The sequence below is a fragment of the Burkholderia sp. RF7-non_BP4 genome, assembly GCF_001521935.1.
GTDB classification, from domain to species: domain Bacteria; phylum Pseudomonadota; class Gammaproteobacteria; order Burkholderiales; family Burkholderiaceae; genus Burkholderia; species Burkholderia diffusa.
This window is the reverse complement of record NZ_LOTA01000053.1, coordinates 146,970-166,823: the sequence shown is the minus strand read 5'-3', so window position 1 is coordinate 166,823 and position 19,854 is coordinate 146,970. Positions and strand designations below refer to the sequence as shown.

The window sequence follows — 19,854 nt, the reverse complement described above, 5'->3', positions numbered from 1 at the left end:
GCAAGGAAGGACCAAGCATGTACAAGCTCACCGTTGACAACCTGCACAAGAAATTCGGCGACAACGAGGTGTTGAAGGGCGTGTCGATGAAGGCGAAGGCCGGCGACGTGATCAGCATCATCGGCTCGAGCGGCTCCGGCAAGAGCACGTTCCTGCGCTGCATCAACTTCCTCGAGCAGCCGTGCTCGGGGCAGATCACGATCGGCAGCGAGCCGATCGAGACCACGCGCGACCGCAACGGGTCGCTGCGCGTGGCCGACCAGAAGCAGCTGCAGCGCATGCGCACGAAGCTGTCGATGGTGTTCCAGCACTTCAACCTGTGGGCGCACATGACGGTGCTCGAGAACGTGATCGAGGCGCCGATGGCCGTGCTCGGGATCGGCAAGGAAGAGGCCGTCGCGCGGGCGCGCAAGTATCTGGAGAAGGTTGGCCTCGCGCCGCGCGTCGAAGGCATGTATCCGTCGCACCTGTCGGGCGGCCAGCAGCAGCGCGTCGCGATCGCGCGTGCGCTCGCGATGGAACCGGAGGTGATGCTGTTCGACGAACCGACGTCGGCGCTCGACCCGGAACTCGTCGGCGAAGTGCTGAAGGTGATGCAGAAGCTCGCCGAGGAAGGCCGCACGATGGTCGTCGTCACGCACGAGATGGGCTTCGCGCGCAACGTGTCGAACCACGTGATCTTCCTGCACCAGGGGAAGATCGAGGAAGAGGGCGATCCGCGGGAGATTCTCGTCAATCCGAAGAGCGAGCGGCTCGGGCAGTTCCTGTCGGGGCGGCTCAAGTAAGCGGACGCTGCCGCGGCCTGGAACGCTAAATGCTTGTCCCGGATGACTCTTTCGATCGAGGAGCGCCGCGATGAGCACGCCGACCCCTACCGCGTTTTCCCACGTGAGGCCGCAGGACACCGCGTATCAAGGCGAAGGCCTGCGCGACTTCTTCCTGTATCGCGATCTCGGCATCGCGGCCGCGACGAACGGCAAGGTCGTCGCGCAACTCGTCAGGGCGAATCATGCACCGACGGCGGGCACCGGCTGGCACCGTCACGAGGCCGAGTTCCACATCGTGATCATGCTGAAAGGCTGGGCGCGCTTCATGTATGGCGAGCGCGAGACGCTGGTGAACGCCGGCGACTGCGTGCACCAGGCACCGGGAATCGTGCATTACCTGTTCGACTATTCGCCCGACATGGAGTATCTGGAGATCGTCGGGCCGGCCGATTTCAAGTCGATCGACGTCGAAGGGCCGTGCGAAGTGCCTGCGCCGACGCCGTGGGGCGACGCAGGCGCGTAGCCGCCGTCGTTTCGCATGCGAGGCATCCACGTGCCTGGGAAAGACCGCCTTCGGGCGGTTTTTTTATTGGCCTTCAGTCATTCGACATCCGAAGCGTTCGTCATGTAAGGAATTGGAAATGACAGACAGGCGTTTGTCAGCCTCGCGTGACGTTTCGTTACACGCCGTCAAAGATCGTCAATTCGATGCGGGTGCGGTGCACGGCACATCGGGGACCGGCGTTAAGGGGATAACAGCCGGATCACCGGCTGGCTTACCCAGGAGAATGTCATGACCCGCATCGCGAAGATCCTGACCGTGACGGCCGTCGCTTGCGCCGCTCTCGTCCCGGCGCTGGCCGAAGCCCATTCGCACCGCGTGTGCCATTTCGATCACCACCATCACCGCGTGTGCCGCTGGGTCCGTTGACCCGTGGCGCGGTATTCCCGGCATCGCGTCGGGACGTTTTTCCCATTCAGGCAAATCAGGAGAGGACTATGAAAAAGACGATGTTGATCGCCGCGCTCGTCGCGGGCATGGGCATGTCGATCGGTGCGTTCGCACAGGTTCCGGCCAGCGCGCCGGCCGGCACGACCGGGCTGTGCAAGGATGGCTCGTTCTACTCGGGCGCGTCGAAGAAGGGCGCATGTGCCGGTCACAAGGGCGTGAAGACGTGGTACGGCGCATCGTCGGCAGCCGCGGCCAGCGCACCGGCCGCAGCCCCCGCGACCGCGGCTTCCGCTTCCGCCGCATCGGCCGCGGCACCGGCGAAGAGCGCGCCCGCGACGACCGCGGCAGCGGCGCCCGGCGGCGGCGCGGGCAAGGTGTGGGCCAACGACAGCACGAAGGTCTACCACTGCTCGACCGACAAGTACTACGGCAAGACGAAGCACGGCAGCTACATGTCGGAAGCCGATGCGAAGGCGAAGGGCTACCACGCGTCGCACGGCAAGGTCTGTTCGTAATATCGACGGCATGCGCGAGCGTTGCCGCTCGCGCACTGACCGGCATCGCGCCCCGCCATCCGTGCGGGGCGCTTCGTTTTCAACGCCGACGTGCCGCGCCGATCGCTGCCGTACCGCGCGGGTTCAGTGCACGCGATCGGATTGCGGCGAGGTCGCCGCCGCATCGCGATCGGCCGCGCGTGCATCGAGCAATGACCGCAGCGTCACGTAGTGCGCGCCGCTCGCGCCGCCGTCCGTATCGGCGGTGCGATCGTACGGCTCGTTGTCATGGATCGTCGCCCGGACGATCGGATAGATCTGCGTTTCCCAACGGCTGCCGTTGAACACGCCATAGTGGCCCACGCCCGTCTGCACGTGGTGCGTTTTCAGGTACGGCGGCAATCCCGAACACAGCTCCTGCGCGGCCACGGTCTGGCCCACGGCGCAGATGTCGTCCTTCTCGCCCTCGATCGTCAGCAGCGCGGTGCGGTGGATCGCGGCCGGTTCCACCAACCGGTCGCCGACCAGCAGCTCGCCGCGCGCGAGCGCATATTGCTGGAATACTTTCTCGACCGTTTCCAGATAGAACTCCGCGGTGAGATCGGCCGTCGCGAAGTATTCGTCGTAGAAGTGGCGCAGCGTGTCGGCTTTCGCGGGGTCGCCTTTCGCACGCTCGTAGTACAGGTCGGCAAACGAAGCGGCATGGCGGTCGGGATTCATCGACATGAACGCGCCGACCTGCACGAAGCCCGGATACACGCAGCGCTGCGCGCCGACGAAGCCGGTCGGCACGACGCTGATCAGGTTGCGCGCGAACCATTCGATCGGCCGGCTCGTGGCGAGCGCGTTGACTTTCGTCGGATTCACGCGGCAGTCGATCGGCCCCGCCATCAGCGTCAGGCTCGCGGGCTGGGTCGGATCGCCGGCGGCGGCCATCAGCGCGACCGCCGACAACGCGGCGACGGTCGGCTGGCAGATCGCGAGCACGTGCGCGTCCGGGCCGATCTGGTGAATGAAATCGATCACGTGCGAGACGTATTCGTCGAAGCCGAATCGCCCGGCCGAAAGCGGGATGTCGCGCGGGTTGTGCCAGTCGGTGATGTACACGTCGTGATCGGCCAGCATCGTGGCGACCGTACCACGCAGCAGCGTCGCGAAATGCCCGGACATCGGCGCGACGATCAGCACGCGCGGCTGGCGCGCAATCGGCCGCGCCTTGCGGAAATGCAGCAGCGTGCCGAACGGCGTGGCCGCCGCGGCTTCCTCGACGATCGGCACCGATTCGCCGTCGACGACGACCGACGCGATGCCGAACGGCGGGCGCCGGTGCGAGAACGCGCAGCATTCGAGCAGTTCGCACAGCGCGTCGACCATGCGGCCCGTCGGCGTCGACGTGGCGGCCGGCCACTGCGACATCGTCGCGCGCGTGACGGCCGCCCATGCGCGCGCCGGGCGCAGGCATTCCGCAGACCATTGGTAGTACGGATAGGCAAGCAGGTTCATGTCCGTCGCTCGTTGCGTCACGTTGCATGGAGCGAGGCAAGCCGTGTGCCAGCATGCGGCTGGCACGCGCGTTGCACGCGGTTCTCGAACGCGGCGACGGACACGGCGATACATGCGGTCCCCGTGCAGCCGGGCGACCGAACGCCGCGCGCTGCTGCTGCGGTTCGGGGTAACGGCCGTGCCTTTGCACCAGGCGGCGGTGCGCCACTTCGGCGAACGCGCCGCACTGGCGTGGTGCGGTTCGCGTGGCGCGGCGTGCGCTTTCGGTGCAGGGGCACGAACGGCAATCAGCGGGAGAGCGACATGGAAGCTACCGGGCGGACGACGTTGACCATCAGCAGCCGCAACTACTCGTCGTGGTCGATGCGCGGCTGGCTGCTCGCGAGACTGAGCGGACTCGCGTTCGAGACCGTCAGCGTGCCGATCGACGCGGCATCGCGCGCGGAGTTGCTGCTGCTGTCGCCGTCGATCCTCGTGCCGTGCCTGACGCACGACGGCAGCACGGTGTGGGACACGCTCGCGATCGCCGAATACCTGAACGAGATCCGGCCGCAGGCCAGGCTGTTGCCCGACGACCGGCATGCGCGCGCGCATTGCCGGTCGATCTGCGGCGAGATGCATTCCGGTTTCAGCGCGCTGCGCTCCGCGCTGCCGATGAACCTGCGCGCGCACTTCTCCGGTTTCCGGATCTGGTCGCGTGCGCAGCACGACATCGAGCGCATCGTGACGATCTGGCGCGATTGTCTGGACGCGTACGGCGGCCCCTGGCTGTTCGGCGAGCGGATCGGCGTCGCCGATGCGATGTACGCGCCGGTCGTCACGCGATTCCTGACCTACGACGTGAAACTCGAACCCGATATCGCCGAGTACTGCATGCGCATCCTCGCGCATCCGTTCGTCGCGGAGTGGATCGATGCCGCGAAAGCGGAGCACGAAGACATCGACGAACTGGACATGGAGTTCTGACGCGCGACGCACCTTCGTGCGTTGAATCGGACGCCGGCACGTCCATCGAAACGAACCGCCGCCGCAACTGCGCAACTCGCAAACGTTTTACGTTGATTTTCGCTGGAAACGAGGACGAATTCCCTAAAGGATGCCGGCGCCGATGACGTTAAACGGGCACGGGGACGACTGTCGATCGCATGCATGCGACATGCGACGCGCAGTCCGCAACAACCAGCGCAGCAGGGGAACCAACTTGAACCGTCAGCAATCTTGGACGCGTACGGCCGCGCCCGGCGAGATCATCTACTCGGAGGGCTTCGCCGGCGAGCCCGTCATCTTTCTGATCGCCGACGGCAAGGTCGAGCTGTCGACGCGCTGCGAAGACAAGCGTGTCGTCGTCGCGACGCTCGGGCGCGGCGAGTTCTTCGGCGAATCCGCGTTGCTCGCTGCCGAGCCGCGCGCGCATACGGCGAAGGCGCTGTCGTTCTGTCAGCTCACGGTCGTGCCGGCCACGCTGCTCGACGAAGAAATCGAGCACGTGTCCGCGCTGCTCCGTCATGTCGTGCGCACGATGATCCGACGCGTGAAGCGCAAGGACGACCAGCTCGCGACCTATACGCACGCGGATTTCATGCCGGGCGTGCTGTCGTATGCGCATGTGCTGTCGCTGATGGCGGGCGCCGACACGCGCGGATCGGACGACGCGTGGTCGCGGCGGCCGATGCAGGCGCAGGCGGCCGAGGCATCGGTGCCGCTCGCCGACGTGATTCGCCGCTGTCGCGCGATCGCCGGCCATTCGCGCCCGCACGTGCTTGCGATGCTGCGCCGCATGGAGAAGCTCAATCTCGTCACGATCGAAGCCGCGCAGGCGGACCATGCCGGCGGCTCGGCCGATTACACGGCGTCATCGGATGCGCGCCAGGTCGTCACGTTCGACGCCGCGCGCGTGGTCGATCGCGCGCAGCAGGTCGCCGATCACGATCTCGACCTGTCGATCAACAGCGAGCTGGAACTGATCGAGCTGGCCGATCTCGAAGCGCTGATCGGCGTCGACCGGAAGCTGCTGCTCAACAAGCTGTCGCACGGCGAGATCGCCGACGAGGTGTTCGCGTTCCGCAAGTCGAAGGTGCTCGGTTACGTCGAGCAGAAGGGCGTCGCGTATTTCTCGCGGCGCAGCCCGCGCGCCGGCGGCGACGTGCGCGCGCTCGAGGATATCGTGTGGGTCGACCAGCGCACGCTGTTCGACGTGATCAGTGCGTTCGATACGTACGATCTCGCGAAGCTGATCGCGAGCCTCGACGATCGCGCGGTGGCCGACAAGCTGTTCTCCGTGATGACGGAAGCGCGGCGCAACGAGGTGTCGTGGGTGATGCGCCGCGAGCTGAAGCTCGACCCGATCGAGATCGAGGAGATCGAACGGCGCGTGCTCGATGCCGTGCGCGCGGCCAAGGCGCCGGCGGCAGGCGCGGCACCCATGCCGCTGGCTTCATCCGACGCGTGACGCGCAACCCGACGGAGACACCCATGGACTTGTTGACCCTGGCCGGCGTGCTGCTCGGCGGCGCGGCCATCGTGTTCGGCTTCGCACTGGAAGGCGGACATTTTTCGACGCTGTTCCAGTTCGAGGCGCTCGTGATCGTGCTCGGCGGTACGCTCGGCGCGGTGATGATCCAGAACACGTGGGCGCGGTTCTTCGATGCGGTGAAACAGTTGCGGCTCGCGTTCGTGCGTGCGCAGGAAGTCGACCGCAAGCACCTGACCGACCTGCTGGAGTGGGGCGATCGCGCGAAGCTCGACGGGTTGCTCGCCTTCGAATCGATGGACGTGAGCGGTATCCATCCGTTCGCGCGGCGCGGGCTCGAACTGCTCGCGAACGGCGTGTCGACCGCCGTGCTCGAGGACGCGCTGCACCGCGAGCTCGACGCATACGAGCGCAGCCGGCTCGCGGCCGCGCGCGTGTGGCAGCAGGCCGGCGGCTATGCGCCGACGTTCGGCATTCTCGGCTCGGTGCTCGGGCTGGTCCAGGTGACGAGCCACATTCTCGAACCGGCGCAGCTCGGACCGGGCATCGCGGTCGCGTTCATCGCGACGCTCTACGGCCTCGCGTTCGCGAACCTCGTGTTTCTGCCGCTCTACGGCAAGCTGCGCGCGCAGATCGACAGCGAGTTGCGATTCCGCAAGCTGTATCTCGACGGCCTGCTCGCGATTTCGCGCAAGGAATCGCCGCATACGATCGAGACGCGGCTGACCGGCGACGTGCGCGGCCGCGCGGCGGAGTCCCTCGCATGATGCACCGGGAGCTTCGACATGACCGCTCGAACTGACGGCGCGCGGGCGGGCTCGCTCGCCGCCGATCGCGACGACGAAGGCGAAGGCACGCAATCCGGACGCTGGCTGATTTCCTACGCGGATCTGATCACGACGCTGATGGTGCTGTTTCTCGCGCTGTACGTGCTGCAGCTCGCGAAATACAACGCGCTCGACGCGCGCTATCAGACGCTCGCGCGGCACGACAGCGGGACCGCCAGCGCGCCCGGCGCGGCGATGCCCGAGCGTGCCCCCGCCTGGCTGGCATCGCTCGACGCGCTGAAGTCGAGCGGCCGCATCTCGCTCGTGCGCGCGCGGCATGGCATCGAGATCGGCATCGACGCGAAGGTTCTGTTCAACGTCGGCGACGCACGCTTGCTGCCCGATGCGACGCCGGTGCTCGGCCGGATCGCGCAGGCGCTGAGCGAACATGCGACCGGCGACATTCTCGTCGAAGGGCATACCGACAGCGTGCCGATCGCGAATGCGAAATACGAATCGAACTGGGAGCTGTCGTCCGCGCGGGCGGGCAGCGTCGTGCGCTATCTGGCCGATCGCGGCGTCGCCCCGCACCGGCTCGCCGCGATCGGGCGGGCCGATACGCAGCCGCTCGTCGCGGGCGACGATGCGGCCGCCAGGGCGCGCAACCGGCGCGTGACCATCTTCGTCGCGTATTGAGCGTGCGAACCTCGCCAGGCGCGCGACGGCTATCCGTCAACGACATATCCGATCTCGCATGACGAACATGTGAACCCGGCGATGCGATTCCGCGCGCGCCTGCCGATAACCCAAGCTGGCTCAGACCGAGCGGTTATCGAGGGTTCCCCATGCATTTCTGGCGCAAGCTGTCCATTCAGAACAAGCTGATTCTCAGCATGACGAGCTGCCTGCTCGTGTTCGTCGCGATCTCGAGCGGGTTGAGTGTCCGTCTGATCGGCAACGCCGTGCGCGAGCGCGTCGTCCGCGAAGGGCTGCCGACGGCCGTGAGCGGCATCCGCGCCGACGTGCAGCGGCAGCTGGCCGGGCCGATCGCCGCATCGCGCGTCCTTGCGCGCGATGCGTTCCTGCTGCAATGGGAAGCCGACGGCGAGCCCGACGCCGGCACGCGCAACTGGATCCAGCTGGCGAGGAACGTGAAGGACGAGCAGAAGGCGGCGTCCGTGCAGTGGGTGTCGGTGAAGAGCGGCAACTACTACAACGAGGCCGGCCTGCAGCGGAAGGTCACCGACAACGATCGGTGGCTCGCGACCTTCCTCGCATCGGGCAAGACCTACGACGTGAACATGGACCGCGAGGTCACGGCCGGCGGCTACATGATGTTCATCAACAGCCGCGTGGAACTCGACGGCGCGCCGGTCGGCGCGACCGGCATGAGCCTGTCCGTCGACGCGCTCGCGAAGGGGATCGCCGCGTACCGGATCGGCGATACCGGGTTCGCGTACCTCGTGCGGCCCGACGGCGCGATCATGATGCATCGCGATACGTCGCTGATCGACGGCAAGCACTTCCTGAAGGACGAACCGGGGCTGCCCGGCGATGCATCGTCGACGCTGCTGGCCGGCCAGCCGTATGCGTACCTGAGCTACGACGGCGACGGCGGTGCGCGCTTCATCGCGACGTCGTTCATTCCGGAGCTGAATGCGTACGTGGTCGTCGAAGTGCCGCAGGCCGAACTGCTCGGCCCGGTGACGCGTGCGATTCGCAGCGCGGCACTGGTCGCCGCGGTCGCGGGCCTCGGCGTCGCGCTGGTCGTGATCTGGCTGGTCGGGCGCGCGATCGCCGCGCCGATCCGCCGCGCGGCGACGCTGCTGTCGGAGATCGCGAGCGGCCAGGGCGACCTGACGCGCCGGATGACGGTCGAGAGCGAGGACGAGATCGGCCAGCTGTCGGACGCGTTCAACCGCTTCGTGTCGTCGTTGTCGACGCTCGTTCACCGGATTCGCGCGGCGTCCGCGTCGATCGCGACCGGCTCCGCGCAGATCGCGTCGGGCAATGCGGACCTCAGCGAGCGGACCGAAGGGCAGTCGAGCAACCTCGAGCGGACGGCTTCGTCGATGGAGGAAATCACGGCGGTCGTGCGCAACAACACCGAAACCGCGACGACGGCCGCGAAGCTGATCACGGGCGCATCCGATACGGCGATGCGCGGCGGGCACGTCGTGGGCGAAGTCGTGACGACGATGGAGCAGATCAGCGATGCGTCGCAGCGCATCTCCGAGATCATCGTGATGATCGACAGCATCTCGTTCCAGACGAACATCCTCGCGCTGAACGCGGCGGTCGAGGCCGCACGCGCCGGCGAGCAGGGCCGCGGGTTCGCGGTCGTCGCGTCGGAAGTGCGCAATCTCGCGCAGCGCAGCGCGCAGGCGGCGAAGGAAATCAAGGCATTGATCGAACACAGCGCGGGGACGGTGGACGCCGGGTCGCGGCTCGTCAGCGAGGCAGGGAAGGTGATGAGCGACGTCGTATCGCAGGTGCAGGGCGTCAGCGCGATGATGAGCGAGATCGCCGAAGCGAGCCTGGAACAGAGCGCCGGCATCGATCAGATCGGCGACGCGGTGCAGTCGCTCGATCAGATGACGCAGCAGAATGCGGCGCTGGTGGAGGAAAGCGCGGCGGCGGCGGAAAGCCTGAAGCAGCAGGCGGCGGAACTGACGCAGCTGGTATCGGCATTCAAGGTGGATGAATGAAGCGCGCGCGACGTTAGAATGATGCGCTTCTGAGGGGCGTCGGCCGCGGGATCGCGGCGGACGTTTTCGCGGTCGGCGCGGGATTCGTCAACGTCATAAAAATGAAGCGCATTTCAAGACTGAAGGTCGGGGTAGGGGCGGTGGTGGTCGCGGCGGTGCTCGGCGCGGTTGGGGCGAAGGTGATCGCATCGCCGGCAGATTCGTATCTTGCGTATCGGAAGAAGGCCGCGGCGGCCGTGGCCGCGGCGCGAACGGAAGATCGACCGCGTGTCGACCAGCAGTACACGGCCGACGTGAATGCGCGGCTCGCGAGGCTCATCGGCACGGTCCGGGCGAAAGGGTTTGCCGCGAAGGCGGCGGGAACGGTGCAGAGCGTCGGCCCCGTCGACGGGATGCCGCCGGGGCCGGACGGGCTGGCCTTCAAGTCGGCCGACGGCAAGACGAATCTCGTCGTGACGACGGTTCCGCTGCTGAAGGCGTGGGCGAGCACGGCGGATGCGGGCATCAAGCCGACGGACGACGTGGCCGCGATTCTCAACAATGAAACACTTTACACGGACGTATTCGGCGACGACGCCGCGGCGTTTCGCTTCGCCGAGTTGCCCGTCAAGCGGCAGCCGGCCGACGGCGTGGTGAAGGCGTGGCTGCTGGGCGAAAGCCAGGACGGCGTGCCCGAGGGGCCGAACACGCTGGCCGTGTCGGTCCGGCAGGGCGAACGCGTTTATATCCAGTGGAAGAGCGTGACGCTGCGCCCGATCCTGGCGTGCGGCGCGGGGCGCGTGCCCGAGGACGCGCGACAGGCGTGTTTCGCCGCGCAGGTGGTGTCGCAGCGGATCTACCCGCGGCTGATCGCGCAGGCGCAATCGATGGCCGATGCCGTGGTCCGGTAGCGGACGGTAGGCGTCGGCGTGTCGCCCGCCGACCGGATTCAAGGCGACCGCAACGCCTGCAGCCCCAGCGTGAGCGCGTTGAACGGCATCTCCGCGGCGCCCAGCGAAAAGCTCGTCGCACTCGCGGTCGCCCCAGGCGAATGCATCAGCGCGTGAACGATCCGCTCGCTCGCATGGCCGTCGCCATACGGATTGCTCGCGCGCGCCATTTCCTCGTACGCGCTTTCGCTGTCGAACAGCCGCGACGCCTCCCAGACGATTCGTTCCCGGTCCGTGCCGACGAGCCGCGCGGTGCCGGCCTGGATCGCCTCGGGCCGCTCGGTCGTCTCGCGCGTGACGAGCACCGGCTTGCCGAGCGCGGGCCCTTCCTCCTGGATGCCGCCCGAATCGGTGATGATGAAATGCGAGCGCGACATCAGGAATACGAACGAAAGATATTCCTGGGGATCGATCAGGTAAATGTTCGGCACGCTGCCGAGCAGCGCGCGCGCCGGCTCGCGCACGTTCGGATTCAGGTGCAGCGGATAGACGAACTGCGCATCGCGATAGCGGTTCGCGAGCGTGCAGAGCGCCTCGCAGAAATGCCGGAACGGCTCGCCGAAGCTTTCACGGCGATGGCCGGTGATCAGCACGACGCGGCGGGACGGATCGAGAAAGGGAAAGTGCGCGGCGATCTTGTCGTTGAGCACGGTATCGTGGTCGAGCATGCGTTTGACGTCGTGCAGCGCATCGATCACGGTGTTGCCCGTCATCACGACCGCGCCAACCGGCACGCCTTCGCTGAACAGGTTGTCGCGCGCCTGGCCCGTCGGCGCGAAATGCCATGACGACACCGCATCGGTCACGCGGCGATTCAGCTCCTCCGGCCACGGCGACCAGATATCGCCGCTGCGCAGGCCCGCCTCCACGTGCCCGACCGGCAGATAGCGGTAGAACGCGGCGAGACTGACGGCCAGCGTCGTCGTCGTGTCGCCGTGCACCAGGACGACGTCGGGGCGGAAGTCGTCGAAGACGATCCCAATCGCCTGGAGAATGCCGGTCGTCACGTCGGTCAGCGTCTGGCTCTGGCGCATCAGATTGAGATCGTAGTCTGGCTTGATGTCGAACAACGTGAGGACCTGATCCAGCATCTCCCGATGCTGGGCGGTCACGCATACGCGGGCGTCGATATCCTTGCGCGACTTCAGTGCGCGGACGAGCGGCGCCATCTTGATGGCTTCCGGCCGAGTCCCGAATACAAGCAAGATCTTCTTCATCGTTATCCTCGTTGAGCATCTTCGCGCCGGAAGACCCGGCACCTGGCGCCAAACCTGGTTGCAGGCGACTCGTCCCGTTCCGCATGCGGCGACGCCGGCCGGCGTCGGCCGCACGACATTCAGCGGCGCGGCGGGGCGAGCGCACCGTTCTTGTCCGCGCGGTCTCCGCCGCGCAATCGTCGGACTACGGACGTCCCCTTGCATCTCGTCAATCACGTCATTAGCGTTCCTCATCGTGTCGATCGCCACGTCCTTCCGTCACACGATTCGCGTCGCTACGCGCCGGCGCACCGGGAAGGCGATCCCGCTTTCCATACAGCAATATTCAAACCAGCGGCCCCTGCGTCCGGGTCCGATTCGCACGGCATGCGCGTTTCGTTACGGAACGTTTCACAACTGCTACGGACGCCGGATCGGAGGAAGGGTGCGATGCAGATAAACGGACGCCCATTCGCGCGAGCAGTGCGGTCGCGTCATGCGAAGCACGGCGGCGCGGATCGAGCGTCGACTACCGCTCGAACGGCATCCATCGTTCGAAGCGCATTGAATCGCTTCGACATGCGAATTTTGTCTGGGCAATGAAAGGCGTGTCGCCGATTGTCCGGATCGGGTCACGGAGAAATGATTTGCCCGTCGTGCCGCATCGCGCGCGCTGCTCGAGCCGACAGGCGCGAAATGTTGCGTATCTGTAACGCGCGGCCGGAATGCGGCGGGTATGCACGCATGACGGCCTTCCGACGCGCGCGGCAGCGTCAGCGCGGACGTTTTCCGGACATGGCCCGTGCGATGGCGATTCGCGACGGATCGGGTCTCGAAGCCGACGCGCGCGAGGCGACATACGTGCGATGAACAGACGATTCACCGCGCAACGCGAACGGATCGCGCTGCCGACCGCACATGCCGTGCCAAAAGCTGATTCGCCGGTGAATCAAAAACACTCGGCCGCGGCCCCGGCCGCGCCCGCCGCCTGATCGTGGGTCCTTGCCGCACGGGGCGCGGCGGTCGATGGCTCGCCGCTTGCTTGTTCTGGGCGGACAGGCGCGTTCCGACGTGTTCCAACGACAGCAGACGGGCAGGGACGCCAAAGCAACGAATCCGGAAAGCGGCAGGACACGTTCGTCCGGCGCGGAAGACGCCCGCGCTTGCGCGACGAACGTGCGGCCGCTTCCCATTGACATCCGCGCGATGCACGGCCCGGGCGCAAGCGCTCGGCTGCCGCCGTCGCCGGCACGGGGGCAGGACATGAAGAACCGTCGGACGGTGTCGCTCTGCGTCGAGGGCATCCTGCTGTTGATCGTGCTGGCCTGCTCGCAGGTCGTGCACGACACCGCGTTGCGGCCGTTCGCCGACGCTGTGCGCCTCGGCATGCCTGCCGCCGGCGCGGCGGAGCGCGGCGCCGCCTATGCCGGTGCCGCGCCGCTCGCGGTGCGCGCGTCGACCGACGCGGACGCGTTGCTCGGCCCGGCGTCGGCCCGTACCGCGCAGGCCACGTTCGATCCCGACGTGCTGTTGATTCCCTGTGTCGCCTACCTGTGGCTGTTCACGCTACTGACCTGCGTCTACGCGGCGCGGCATTACGTGTTCAGTCTCGACCGTCTGTTCAAGCCGCAGCACGCGCCTTATCGGGCGGTGACCCACGGCGAATGGCCGCGGCTCACGGTGTTCGTCGCCGCGCACAACGAAGAAGCCGTCGTCGTCGATTGCCTGATGGCGCTGCTCGCGACGACCTATCCGCACGACCGGCTGATGATCATTCCGGTCAACGATCGTTCGACCGACAACACGCGCGCGCTGATCGACGAGGTGCGCGCGCTGGCGCCCGAGCTCATCAAGCCGTTTCATCGCGAGAGCGGCAAGCCGGGCAAGGCGGCCGCGCTGAAGGACGCGCTGCGCTTCATCCGCGGCGACATCATGGTGGTGTTCGATGCCGACTATCTGCCGCGTCCCGGGCTGTTGAAGGAACTCGTCGCGCCGTTCTTCGATCCGGAAGTCGGCGCGGTGATGGGCCGCGTCGTGCCGCAGAACGCCGACAGCAATCTGCTCGCGCGGCTGCTCGATCTCGAGCGCGCGGGCGGCTATCAGGTCAACCAGCAGGCGCGCAACAACCTGAACCTGGTGCCGCAGTACGGCGGCACGGTCGGCGGCATCCGCAAGGGCGCGCTCGATGCGGTCGGCGGATGGTGCGACGACATGCTCGCCGAGGATACCGACATGACCTATCGCCTGCTGCTGAGCGACTGGCGCACGGTCTACCTGAATCACGCCGAATGCTACGAGGAAGTGCCCGAGCGCTGGGCCGTGCGCGCGCGGCAGCTGACGCGCTGGGCGAAGGGGCACAACCAGACGCTGCTGCGCTATCTCGGTCCGGTGTTGCGCAATCCGCTGATTTCGCGGCGCTGCCGGCTGGACGGCGCGCTGCTGCTCGGCGTGTTCCTGATGCCCGCGCTGCTCGCGATCGCGTGGGGCACCGCGATCACGCTTTATCTGCTCAATGGCGTCAACTCGACGGCGCTCGGCCTGCTCGTGTCGCTGTTCGCGCTGTTCGCGTTCAGCACCTTCGGCAATTTCGGCGTGTTCTTCGAGATCGTCGTCGCCGCGCGGCTCGACGGTCGCGCGACGCGCCTGCGGCTCGTGCCGGTCAACGTGGTCGGCTTTTGCGTGACGATCGCGGCCGTGGTGTCCGCGCTATGGGGGCTCGTGCTCGACGCCGCGTTGCGCCGCGAACTGAAATGGGACAAGACCGAGCGTTTTCGCCGGCAACTGAAACCGGGGCGGTGAACGATGACGACCTTCAATGTGATGGTGCCGGTGGCGGGCGTGCTGAGCCTGCCGTTCCTGCCGCTGCTGCACGAGCTGATCCGGCGCAGCGACGTGGCGGCATTGCCGATCGGCGACGGGCCGTTCGTCGACCAGGCGCTGCTCGCCGCGCGCTGGCGCGATGCGCTGCGCGCGCACGCGGGTGGTGCGCGGCCGGCCGATGCGTCCGCGATGCCGCCGTGGCACGCGCTCGGCCTCCTGGTGCGGCATGACGACGAGATCCGCGTCGTGCACGACGAGCATTGCGAGGACGTGCTGTACGCGGATCGCGCGATCACGCTCGATGGCGGCGCGCGGGCCACGTATGCGTTCGCCGAGCAGCGCATCGACGTTCGTGCCGGCGCGACGATCGGCATGCTCGCGCACGCGCCGCAGATCGACGTCGACAGCGCGGTGCTGCGCGGCGTCGTGGTGGGCGGGACGGTATACCTGCATGGCGCCGGCGGCTTCGCGTGCCTGTACGGCGAACCGATCGTGTTCGGCAAGGCGCCGACGGCGCCGACCGACGATACGGCCGTCGCACCGCGCCGTGCGATCTCGCTGACCCGCCACTTCTCGACGCTGCCGCATCGCTACGTGCACGGCCGCTACCTGCTGCCCTGCGACGTGCGTCTGCCCGCGCATACGGTCGTGCAGGGGAACCTCGTCGTGGACGGCACGCTGGTGCTCGGCGACGGCTGCGTGCTGCGCGGCGGCGTCAAGGCGCATCGCGTCGAGCTCGAGCGCCACGCGTTGCTGCACGGCTCGGTGTTCGCGCGGGACGACGTGCTGCTCGCCAGCGGCAGTTGCATCGACGGCGTCGTGTCGGCCGGCGGCCTGCTGCGCCTGACCGGCGCGCGCATCGGCGTGGCCGGTCATCCTGTCAGCGCCTGTGCGCGCGACGTTTCGGTCGTTGGCCATGCATGCGTGCACGGCGACCTCGTCGCATGCCGCAGCGGCTGGTTTCACGCATCCCGTTAAGGAGCGCCTCCATGTCCGATCGTTCCCGCCGTCGCGGCTCGCGCGCACCGGTCGCCGCTCTGGCGGTGCTGTGCGGCGTTGCCGTCGGCCCGCTCCCGGTGCTCGCGGCGCAGCCGGATGACGCCGGTGCGCCGGCACCCGCGCAGTCGCCCGCCGCCGCCGCGCCAGTCATCGTGCCGCGCACGCTCGACGCGCCCACGTTCGTGCGCGTGTCCGCCGACGGCCTGCCGGACGGCACGCCGCTCGCCGAATTCTCGCCTGACGATACGAACCGGCCGCCGTTGCCCGACGCCGTGATCGCGCACGTGCAGGCGCCGAGCGAGCGCCATGCCGAGATGTCGCTCGGCGTGTCCAGCGCACACCTGACGCACGGGTATGGCGACTGGTACGGCGTGCACGTGCGCGGCGTCTATCAGGACGGCGGCCGCACGATACTCGGCGAGCTGGCGCAACTGCATCGCTTCGGCGAGAGCACGCAGCTCGGCGCACTGACGTACGTGCAGGACCTGGGACCGGACTGGTTCGGCGGGATCGGCTTTTCCGGCACGACGTCCGGGACGATCCTGCCGAGCGCGCGCGTCGACCTCTCGATCAACCGCAAGCTGTTGTCCAACCGGTCGCTGATCGTGTCGCTGGGCGCCGGCTATGCATGGAACCGCAGCGGCCACCGGGATCAGCTGTATCACGCCGGCGTGATCTGGTATGCGCTGCCGAAGTGGATCTTCGAGGCGGGGACGAATTACACGGTCGATTCGCCGGGGTCGGTGAAGGCGCCGCAATACTACGGCGCCGTCACCTACGGCGAGGTCGGGAAGAGCGTGATCGTACTGCGTGGCGGGTTCGGCCGCGAGGCGTATCAGGTCACCGGATCCGGTTCGCAGATCGCCGATTTCCGCAGTCACGAAGTGATCGCGAAATGGCGCTACTGGTTCACGCGCAAGTGGGGTACGCAACTCGAATTCGACTACTACCATAACCCTTACTATTCACGGATCGGCGGCGAGCTGAGCGTGTTCTATCGCTGGTAACGGGAACGGGCGCCATGCAGACGCATCCCGTCCTTCCTCCCGTCGACCGTTCGCTGCGGATCCATCCGCATCCACAGCGCTGGCTGATGTCGATCGTGCTGCTGACCCCGACGCTCTATGCGTTGCTGTGGCTCGGTCTGCCGCTCGCGTGGCGCTACTGGCGCGCGGTCATGGCGTGGGGGGCGCACGAGATCGATCCGGCACTGCACGTGATCGTGATCGGCTACCCGCCCGATGCGCCGCGCGTCCCGCTGCTGTCGATCGACCTCGCCGCGCGAATGCCGAGCGGGACGCAGCTTGCCGTGACCGCGGTGCTTTGCGCGATCGGCTTCGGCGCGTCGTTCTTCCGGCGTGCGAACTGGTTGCCCGTTGCATATCTGTTACGTATCGCGAGCTTCACGCAGCTGCTGATCTGCGCGTATTTCTGGCTCGCACCGGGCGCGTTCCCATATGTGCCGATGCTGCATCTGCGTGACATGTTCGTACTGCACGGCGCGGCGATCGCGTTGATTCCGCTGGTGATGGCGGCGCTTTACTACCCGCTCGATTTCACACCGCTGCAGAAGATCGCCGCATCGCTTCTCGTGGTCGGCTACTTCATTTTCGCGCTGCCGTTCGTGATGCTGCTGCACGCGGTCGTCATCCATCATGGCTCGCTGCTGTTCCTGCCGTTCTGCTATTTCCTGCTCGGCGGCCCGCTGCTGATCGGCCTGCTCGTCACGCTCTATACCTACTGCGCGAGCTGGCCCGGCTCGCTGACGAATCCGTCCGACGATTCGTGCTAAACGCCGCCGTATCAGTGATGAAACGATTCGGCCGCGTTTTTCGCCGCACCGCACGGCACGCGACGCACCGAGCGAGCACGACAGGGCTTCCGGAGCCAATGGCACGTTGTTCGCTTCTCTCCCTGCGTCGCATCGATTCTTTTCCAACGGAGAAGACGGGCCGGCCGCCGATGGCCGACGTCGTTCGATGCTCGACGAACTGGGCAGCCGCACACATCTACCGGGCAAGGTGGGCCGAGCTGGCGGCACGCTCATCGCTGCTGTGGCGCCACCCATTCCTTAAGCGAGGAGCACACCATGTTGGCAAAGTCAGGCAAGTTCTTGCGGATACTGTTCGCGCTATTCGCGCTGGCGTTCGCATTCAGTCCGGGCGGCGTTCGGGCGGCCACCAACCAGCTTCTCCTGTTGGTGCCCGACACGCTGACGCTGCCTGATTCTCGCGTGTCCGCGTGGCTCGATACCGCGCAGGAAGAAGGGTTGCAGATCACCGTCATGACCGACAGCCAGTTCATGGCCGCCGGCTCGTCGCTGTCGCAGTATCCGGGCCTGATCCTGCCGGACCAGGTGCATACGACGGCCGCCGACGCGCTCGTGACGGCGATCCAGAACTACGCGCTGAACGGCGGCAAGGTGATGCTCGTCTACGATTTCGGCGTACTGAATTCGGCAGGCTTCTATGTGAGCCCGAAGTCTCGTTTCAGCAACATGGCCGGCGTCGACTACGTGTTGTATGACCAATACGGCGGCAACATGATCGGCCTCGGCAACGTGACCGGCATGAGCAGTTGGCTGCGCACGCTGCAAGTGCCCCCCGGCAAGTCGATGGCATGGACGACGACGACTTCGGCGACCACGGCCGCCAGCCCCACGACTTCGTTCGCGTCGACGAGCAGCTCCGGCTCGTCGAAGACGTCGGCATCGACGTCCGGCAGCGCGCTGTTCCTGGCCGCCAGCCCGTCGAACCCGGGCGGCCTCGCGAACTACAACCACAATGCGTGGTTCCAGTACACGACGCCCTCCACGGGCAGCGGCGTGCTGAGCCAGACGCTCCCGAAGCTGACCGGCACCGTGACCGGCAAACTGAAGAAGACCACGACGTATAGTGCCGGTTCGCTGCTGAGCACCTCGACCGGCAAGACGGCAAACACGCTTGCGTCCACGCTGACGACCACCACCGACACGCTCGAAGGCATCTCCGGCTACGTATACGGCTTCCTGACCTATCCGAGCTTCGTCACGCAGGGCACGTATTCCGGCACGACGATCCTGACCTCGCCGACGTTCGGGCTGGTGTCCGGCTACAACCCATACGGCAACGGCGGCGTGCTGTTCGTCAACCTGCCGCTCGCCTACCTCGACGGCCAGACCGACGGCATGCTGATTCACGGCTACCTGCATTATTTCGGCACGCAGATGCTGAACCTGCCGTCGCTGTCGCCGCTGCCGAAAGCGCAGGCCGGGCTCGTGTTCAACTGGCACTTCTGCGCGGGCGACCAGATCCAGCCGGCGCTTTACCTGAAGAGCCTCGGCGTGTGGAACAACGGACCGTTCTCCGTCGTGGTCACTGCCGGGCCCGACGAAGCGACCTTCGGTGACGGCGGCGGCATCAATCTCGCCAACAACCCGACGGCGCAGAATCTCCTCAAATACTTCATCAGCAGGGGGCATCGCGTCGGCAGTCACGGCGGCTGGATCCATGATTACTGGGGGGCGAATGCGAGTGAAACGAACGCGAGCACGTTCACGCAGTACCTCGTGATGAACCACCAGGCCGTGCAGGCCGCGACGGGCCTGCCCGACATCGAGTATGCGGCGCCGGAAGGCAACACGCCGACCTGGTCGGTGAACTGGCTCGAAAGCAATGGCTTCAACGGGTACTACTTCACCGGTCACACCGGCTCGGCGCCGACCCGCGCATACCGCAACGGTGCGCTGCTGAACCCGGGCCTGTGGGCTTACCCCGTGATGCCGTTCGGCAAGTACGCGACGTTCGAGGAGTTCCAGCAGTACGCGGTGCCGACGACCGACGTGAACAACTGGTACGCCGCGCTGATGAACTTCGTCGTCGCGAACCACACGAGCCGCCTGATCTACGCGCACCCGCTCGGCGCGTCGTCCTATACGTCGACGCTGTCCTCGATCTTCACTCAAGCCAATTTGCTGAAGCTGACCGGGCAGTTCCGCTGGTACACGATGACCGATATCACGGTCTTCGACCGGGCGCGCCTGAACGTCACGTGGTCGGCCACCGACACGGGTAGCGGCTGGGCATTCTCCGCCAGCCACCCGACCAGCCTGACGAACATGACGTGGCTGTTGCCGAAGGCTGCGTATGCGTTGCCGATCATCACGCAAGGCAGCGGCAGCGTGGGCATCACCGACTCGACGTACTGGCTCGTGACCGCGAATAGCGGCACCAGTCTCCAGTTCACCAGCGCCAAGGTGCACTGAGCCGCA

At 66.7% G+C, this 19,854-nt stretch carries 17 protein-coding genes; 15 read left to right on the top strand and 2 right to left on the bottom strand.

Annotation, left to right across the window (positions count from 1 at the left end):
* Window positions 1-17: 17 nt before the first annotated feature.
* From WS49_RS19040 to WS49_RS19030, 4 genes are all read left to right on the top strand, one after another.
* The gene (locus WS49_RS19040; protein ID WP_059511632.1) at window positions 18-785 is read left to right on the top strand and encodes an ABC transporter ATP-binding protein; all 768 of its coding nucleotides are present in this window, start codon (window positions 18-20) and stop codon (window positions 783-785) included.
* Between the two features lie 70 nt (window positions 786-855).
* Window positions 856-1,290: a cupin domain-containing protein gene (locus WS49_RS19035; protein WP_059531811.1), complete on the top strand. Its 435-nt coding sequence runs from the start codon at window positions 856-858 to the stop codon at window positions 1,288-1,290.
* A gap of 270 nt (window positions 1,291-1,560) precedes the next feature.
* Window positions 1,561-1,698: an HHHH-motif protein gene (locus WS49_RS35690; protein ID WP_167359252.1), complete on the top strand. Its 138-nt coding sequence runs from the start codon at window positions 1,561-1,563 to the stop codon at window positions 1,696-1,698.
* Window positions 1,699-1,766: 68 nt separating this feature from the next.
* Entirely contained in the window at window positions 1,767-2,234 is a 468-nt protein-coding gene (locus WS49_RS19030) for a DUF3761 domain-containing protein (RefSeq protein ID WP_059531808.1), read from the top strand.
* Between the two features lie 123 nt (window positions 2,235-2,357).
* On the opposite strand, the gene WS49_RS19025 is transcribed toward WS49_RS19030, so the two are convergent.
* Window positions 2,358-3,716, bottom strand: coding sequence for a polyhydroxyalkanoate depolymerase (locus WS49_RS19025; protein WP_059531805.1), 1,359 nt, complete (start codon window positions 3,714-3,716; stop codon window positions 2,358-2,360).
* A gap of 303 nt (window positions 3,717-4,019) precedes the next feature.
* On the opposite strand from WS49_RS19025, the gene WS49_RS19020 reads away from it, so the two are divergent.
* From WS49_RS19020 to WS49_RS18995, 6 genes are all read left to right on the top strand, one after another.
* Window positions 4,020-4,682: a glutathione S-transferase family protein gene (locus tag WS49_RS19020; protein ID WP_059532403.1), complete on the top strand. Its 663-nt coding sequence runs from the start codon at window positions 4,020-4,022 to the stop codon at window positions 4,680-4,682.
* 190 nt (window positions 4,683-4,872) lie between these two features.
* Entirely contained in the window at window positions 4,873-6,165 is a 1,293-nt protein-coding gene (locus WS49_RS19015; protein ID WP_257130208.1) for a Crp/Fnr family transcriptional regulator, read from the top strand.
* 23 nt (window positions 6,166-6,188) lie between these two features.
* Window positions 6,189-6,953, top strand: a complete 765-nt coding sequence (locus tag WS49_RS19010; RefSeq protein ID WP_059531800.1) for a flagellar motor protein — start codon at window positions 6,189-6,191, stop codon at window positions 6,951-6,953.
* 18 nt (window positions 6,954-6,971) lie between these two features.
* The gene (locus tag WS49_RS19005) at window positions 6,972-7,649 is read left to right on the top strand and encodes an OmpA/MotB family protein (protein ID WP_059531797.1); all 678 of its coding nucleotides are present in this window, start codon (window positions 6,972-6,974) and stop codon (window positions 7,647-7,649) included.
* A gap of 149 nt (window positions 7,650-7,798) precedes the next feature.
* Window positions 7,799-9,661, top strand: coding sequence for a methyl-accepting chemotaxis protein (locus WS49_RS19000; protein WP_059531792.1), 1,863 nt, complete (start codon window positions 7,799-7,801; stop codon window positions 9,659-9,661).
* Between the two features lie 101 nt (window positions 9,662-9,762).
* Complete coding sequence (locus WS49_RS18995) at window positions 9,763-10,551, top strand: hypothetical protein (RefSeq protein WP_059531789.1); 789 nt, start codon at window positions 9,763-9,765, stop codon at window positions 10,549-10,551.
* Between the two features lie 38 nt (window positions 10,552-10,589).
* On the opposite strand, the gene wecB is transcribed toward WS49_RS18995, so the two are convergent.
* Entirely contained in the window at window positions 10,590-11,807 is a 1,218-nt protein-coding gene (gene wecB, locus WS49_RS18990; RefSeq protein ID WP_059531786.1) for a non-hydrolyzing UDP-N-acetylglucosamine 2-epimerase, read from the bottom strand.
* A gap of 1,242 nt (window positions 11,808-13,049) precedes the next feature.
* Between wecB and WS49_RS18985 the strand changes: the two genes are divergently transcribed.
* The 5 genes from WS49_RS18985 (at window position 13,050) to WS49_RS18965 (ending at window position 19,848) form a co-directional block, all read left to right on the top strand.
* Window positions 13,050-14,585 (top strand): glycosyltransferase family 2 protein, encoded by a 1,536-nt coding sequence (locus tag WS49_RS18985; protein WP_059532400.1) that lies wholly within the window; start codon window positions 13,050-13,052, stop codon window positions 14,583-14,585.
* Window positions 14,586-14,588: 3 nt separating this feature from the next.
* A complete protein-coding gene (locus WS49_RS18980; RefSeq protein ID WP_059531783.1) occupies window positions 14,589-15,584 on the top strand; it encodes a polymer-forming cytoskeletal protein in 996 nt (331 codons plus the stop codon).
* Between the two features lie 11 nt (window positions 15,585-15,595).
* A complete protein-coding gene (locus WS49_RS18975) occupies window positions 15,596-16,612 on the top strand; it encodes a YaiO family outer membrane beta-barrel protein (protein ID WP_059531781.1) in 1,017 nt (338 codons plus the stop codon).
* Window positions 16,613-16,626: 14 nt separating this feature from the next.
* The gene (locus tag WS49_RS18970) at window positions 16,627-17,397 is read left to right on the top strand and encodes a hypothetical protein (RefSeq protein ID WP_059531778.1); all 771 of its coding nucleotides are present in this window, start codon (window positions 16,627-16,629) and stop codon (window positions 17,395-17,397) included.
* Between the two features lie 297 nt (window positions 17,398-17,694).
* Complete coding sequence (locus tag WS49_RS18965; protein ID WP_059531775.1) at window positions 17,695-19,848, top strand: polysaccharide deacetylase family protein; 2,154 nt, start codon at window positions 17,695-17,697, stop codon at window positions 19,846-19,848.
* The last annotated feature ends 6 nt before the right edge of the window (window positions 19,849-19,854 follow it).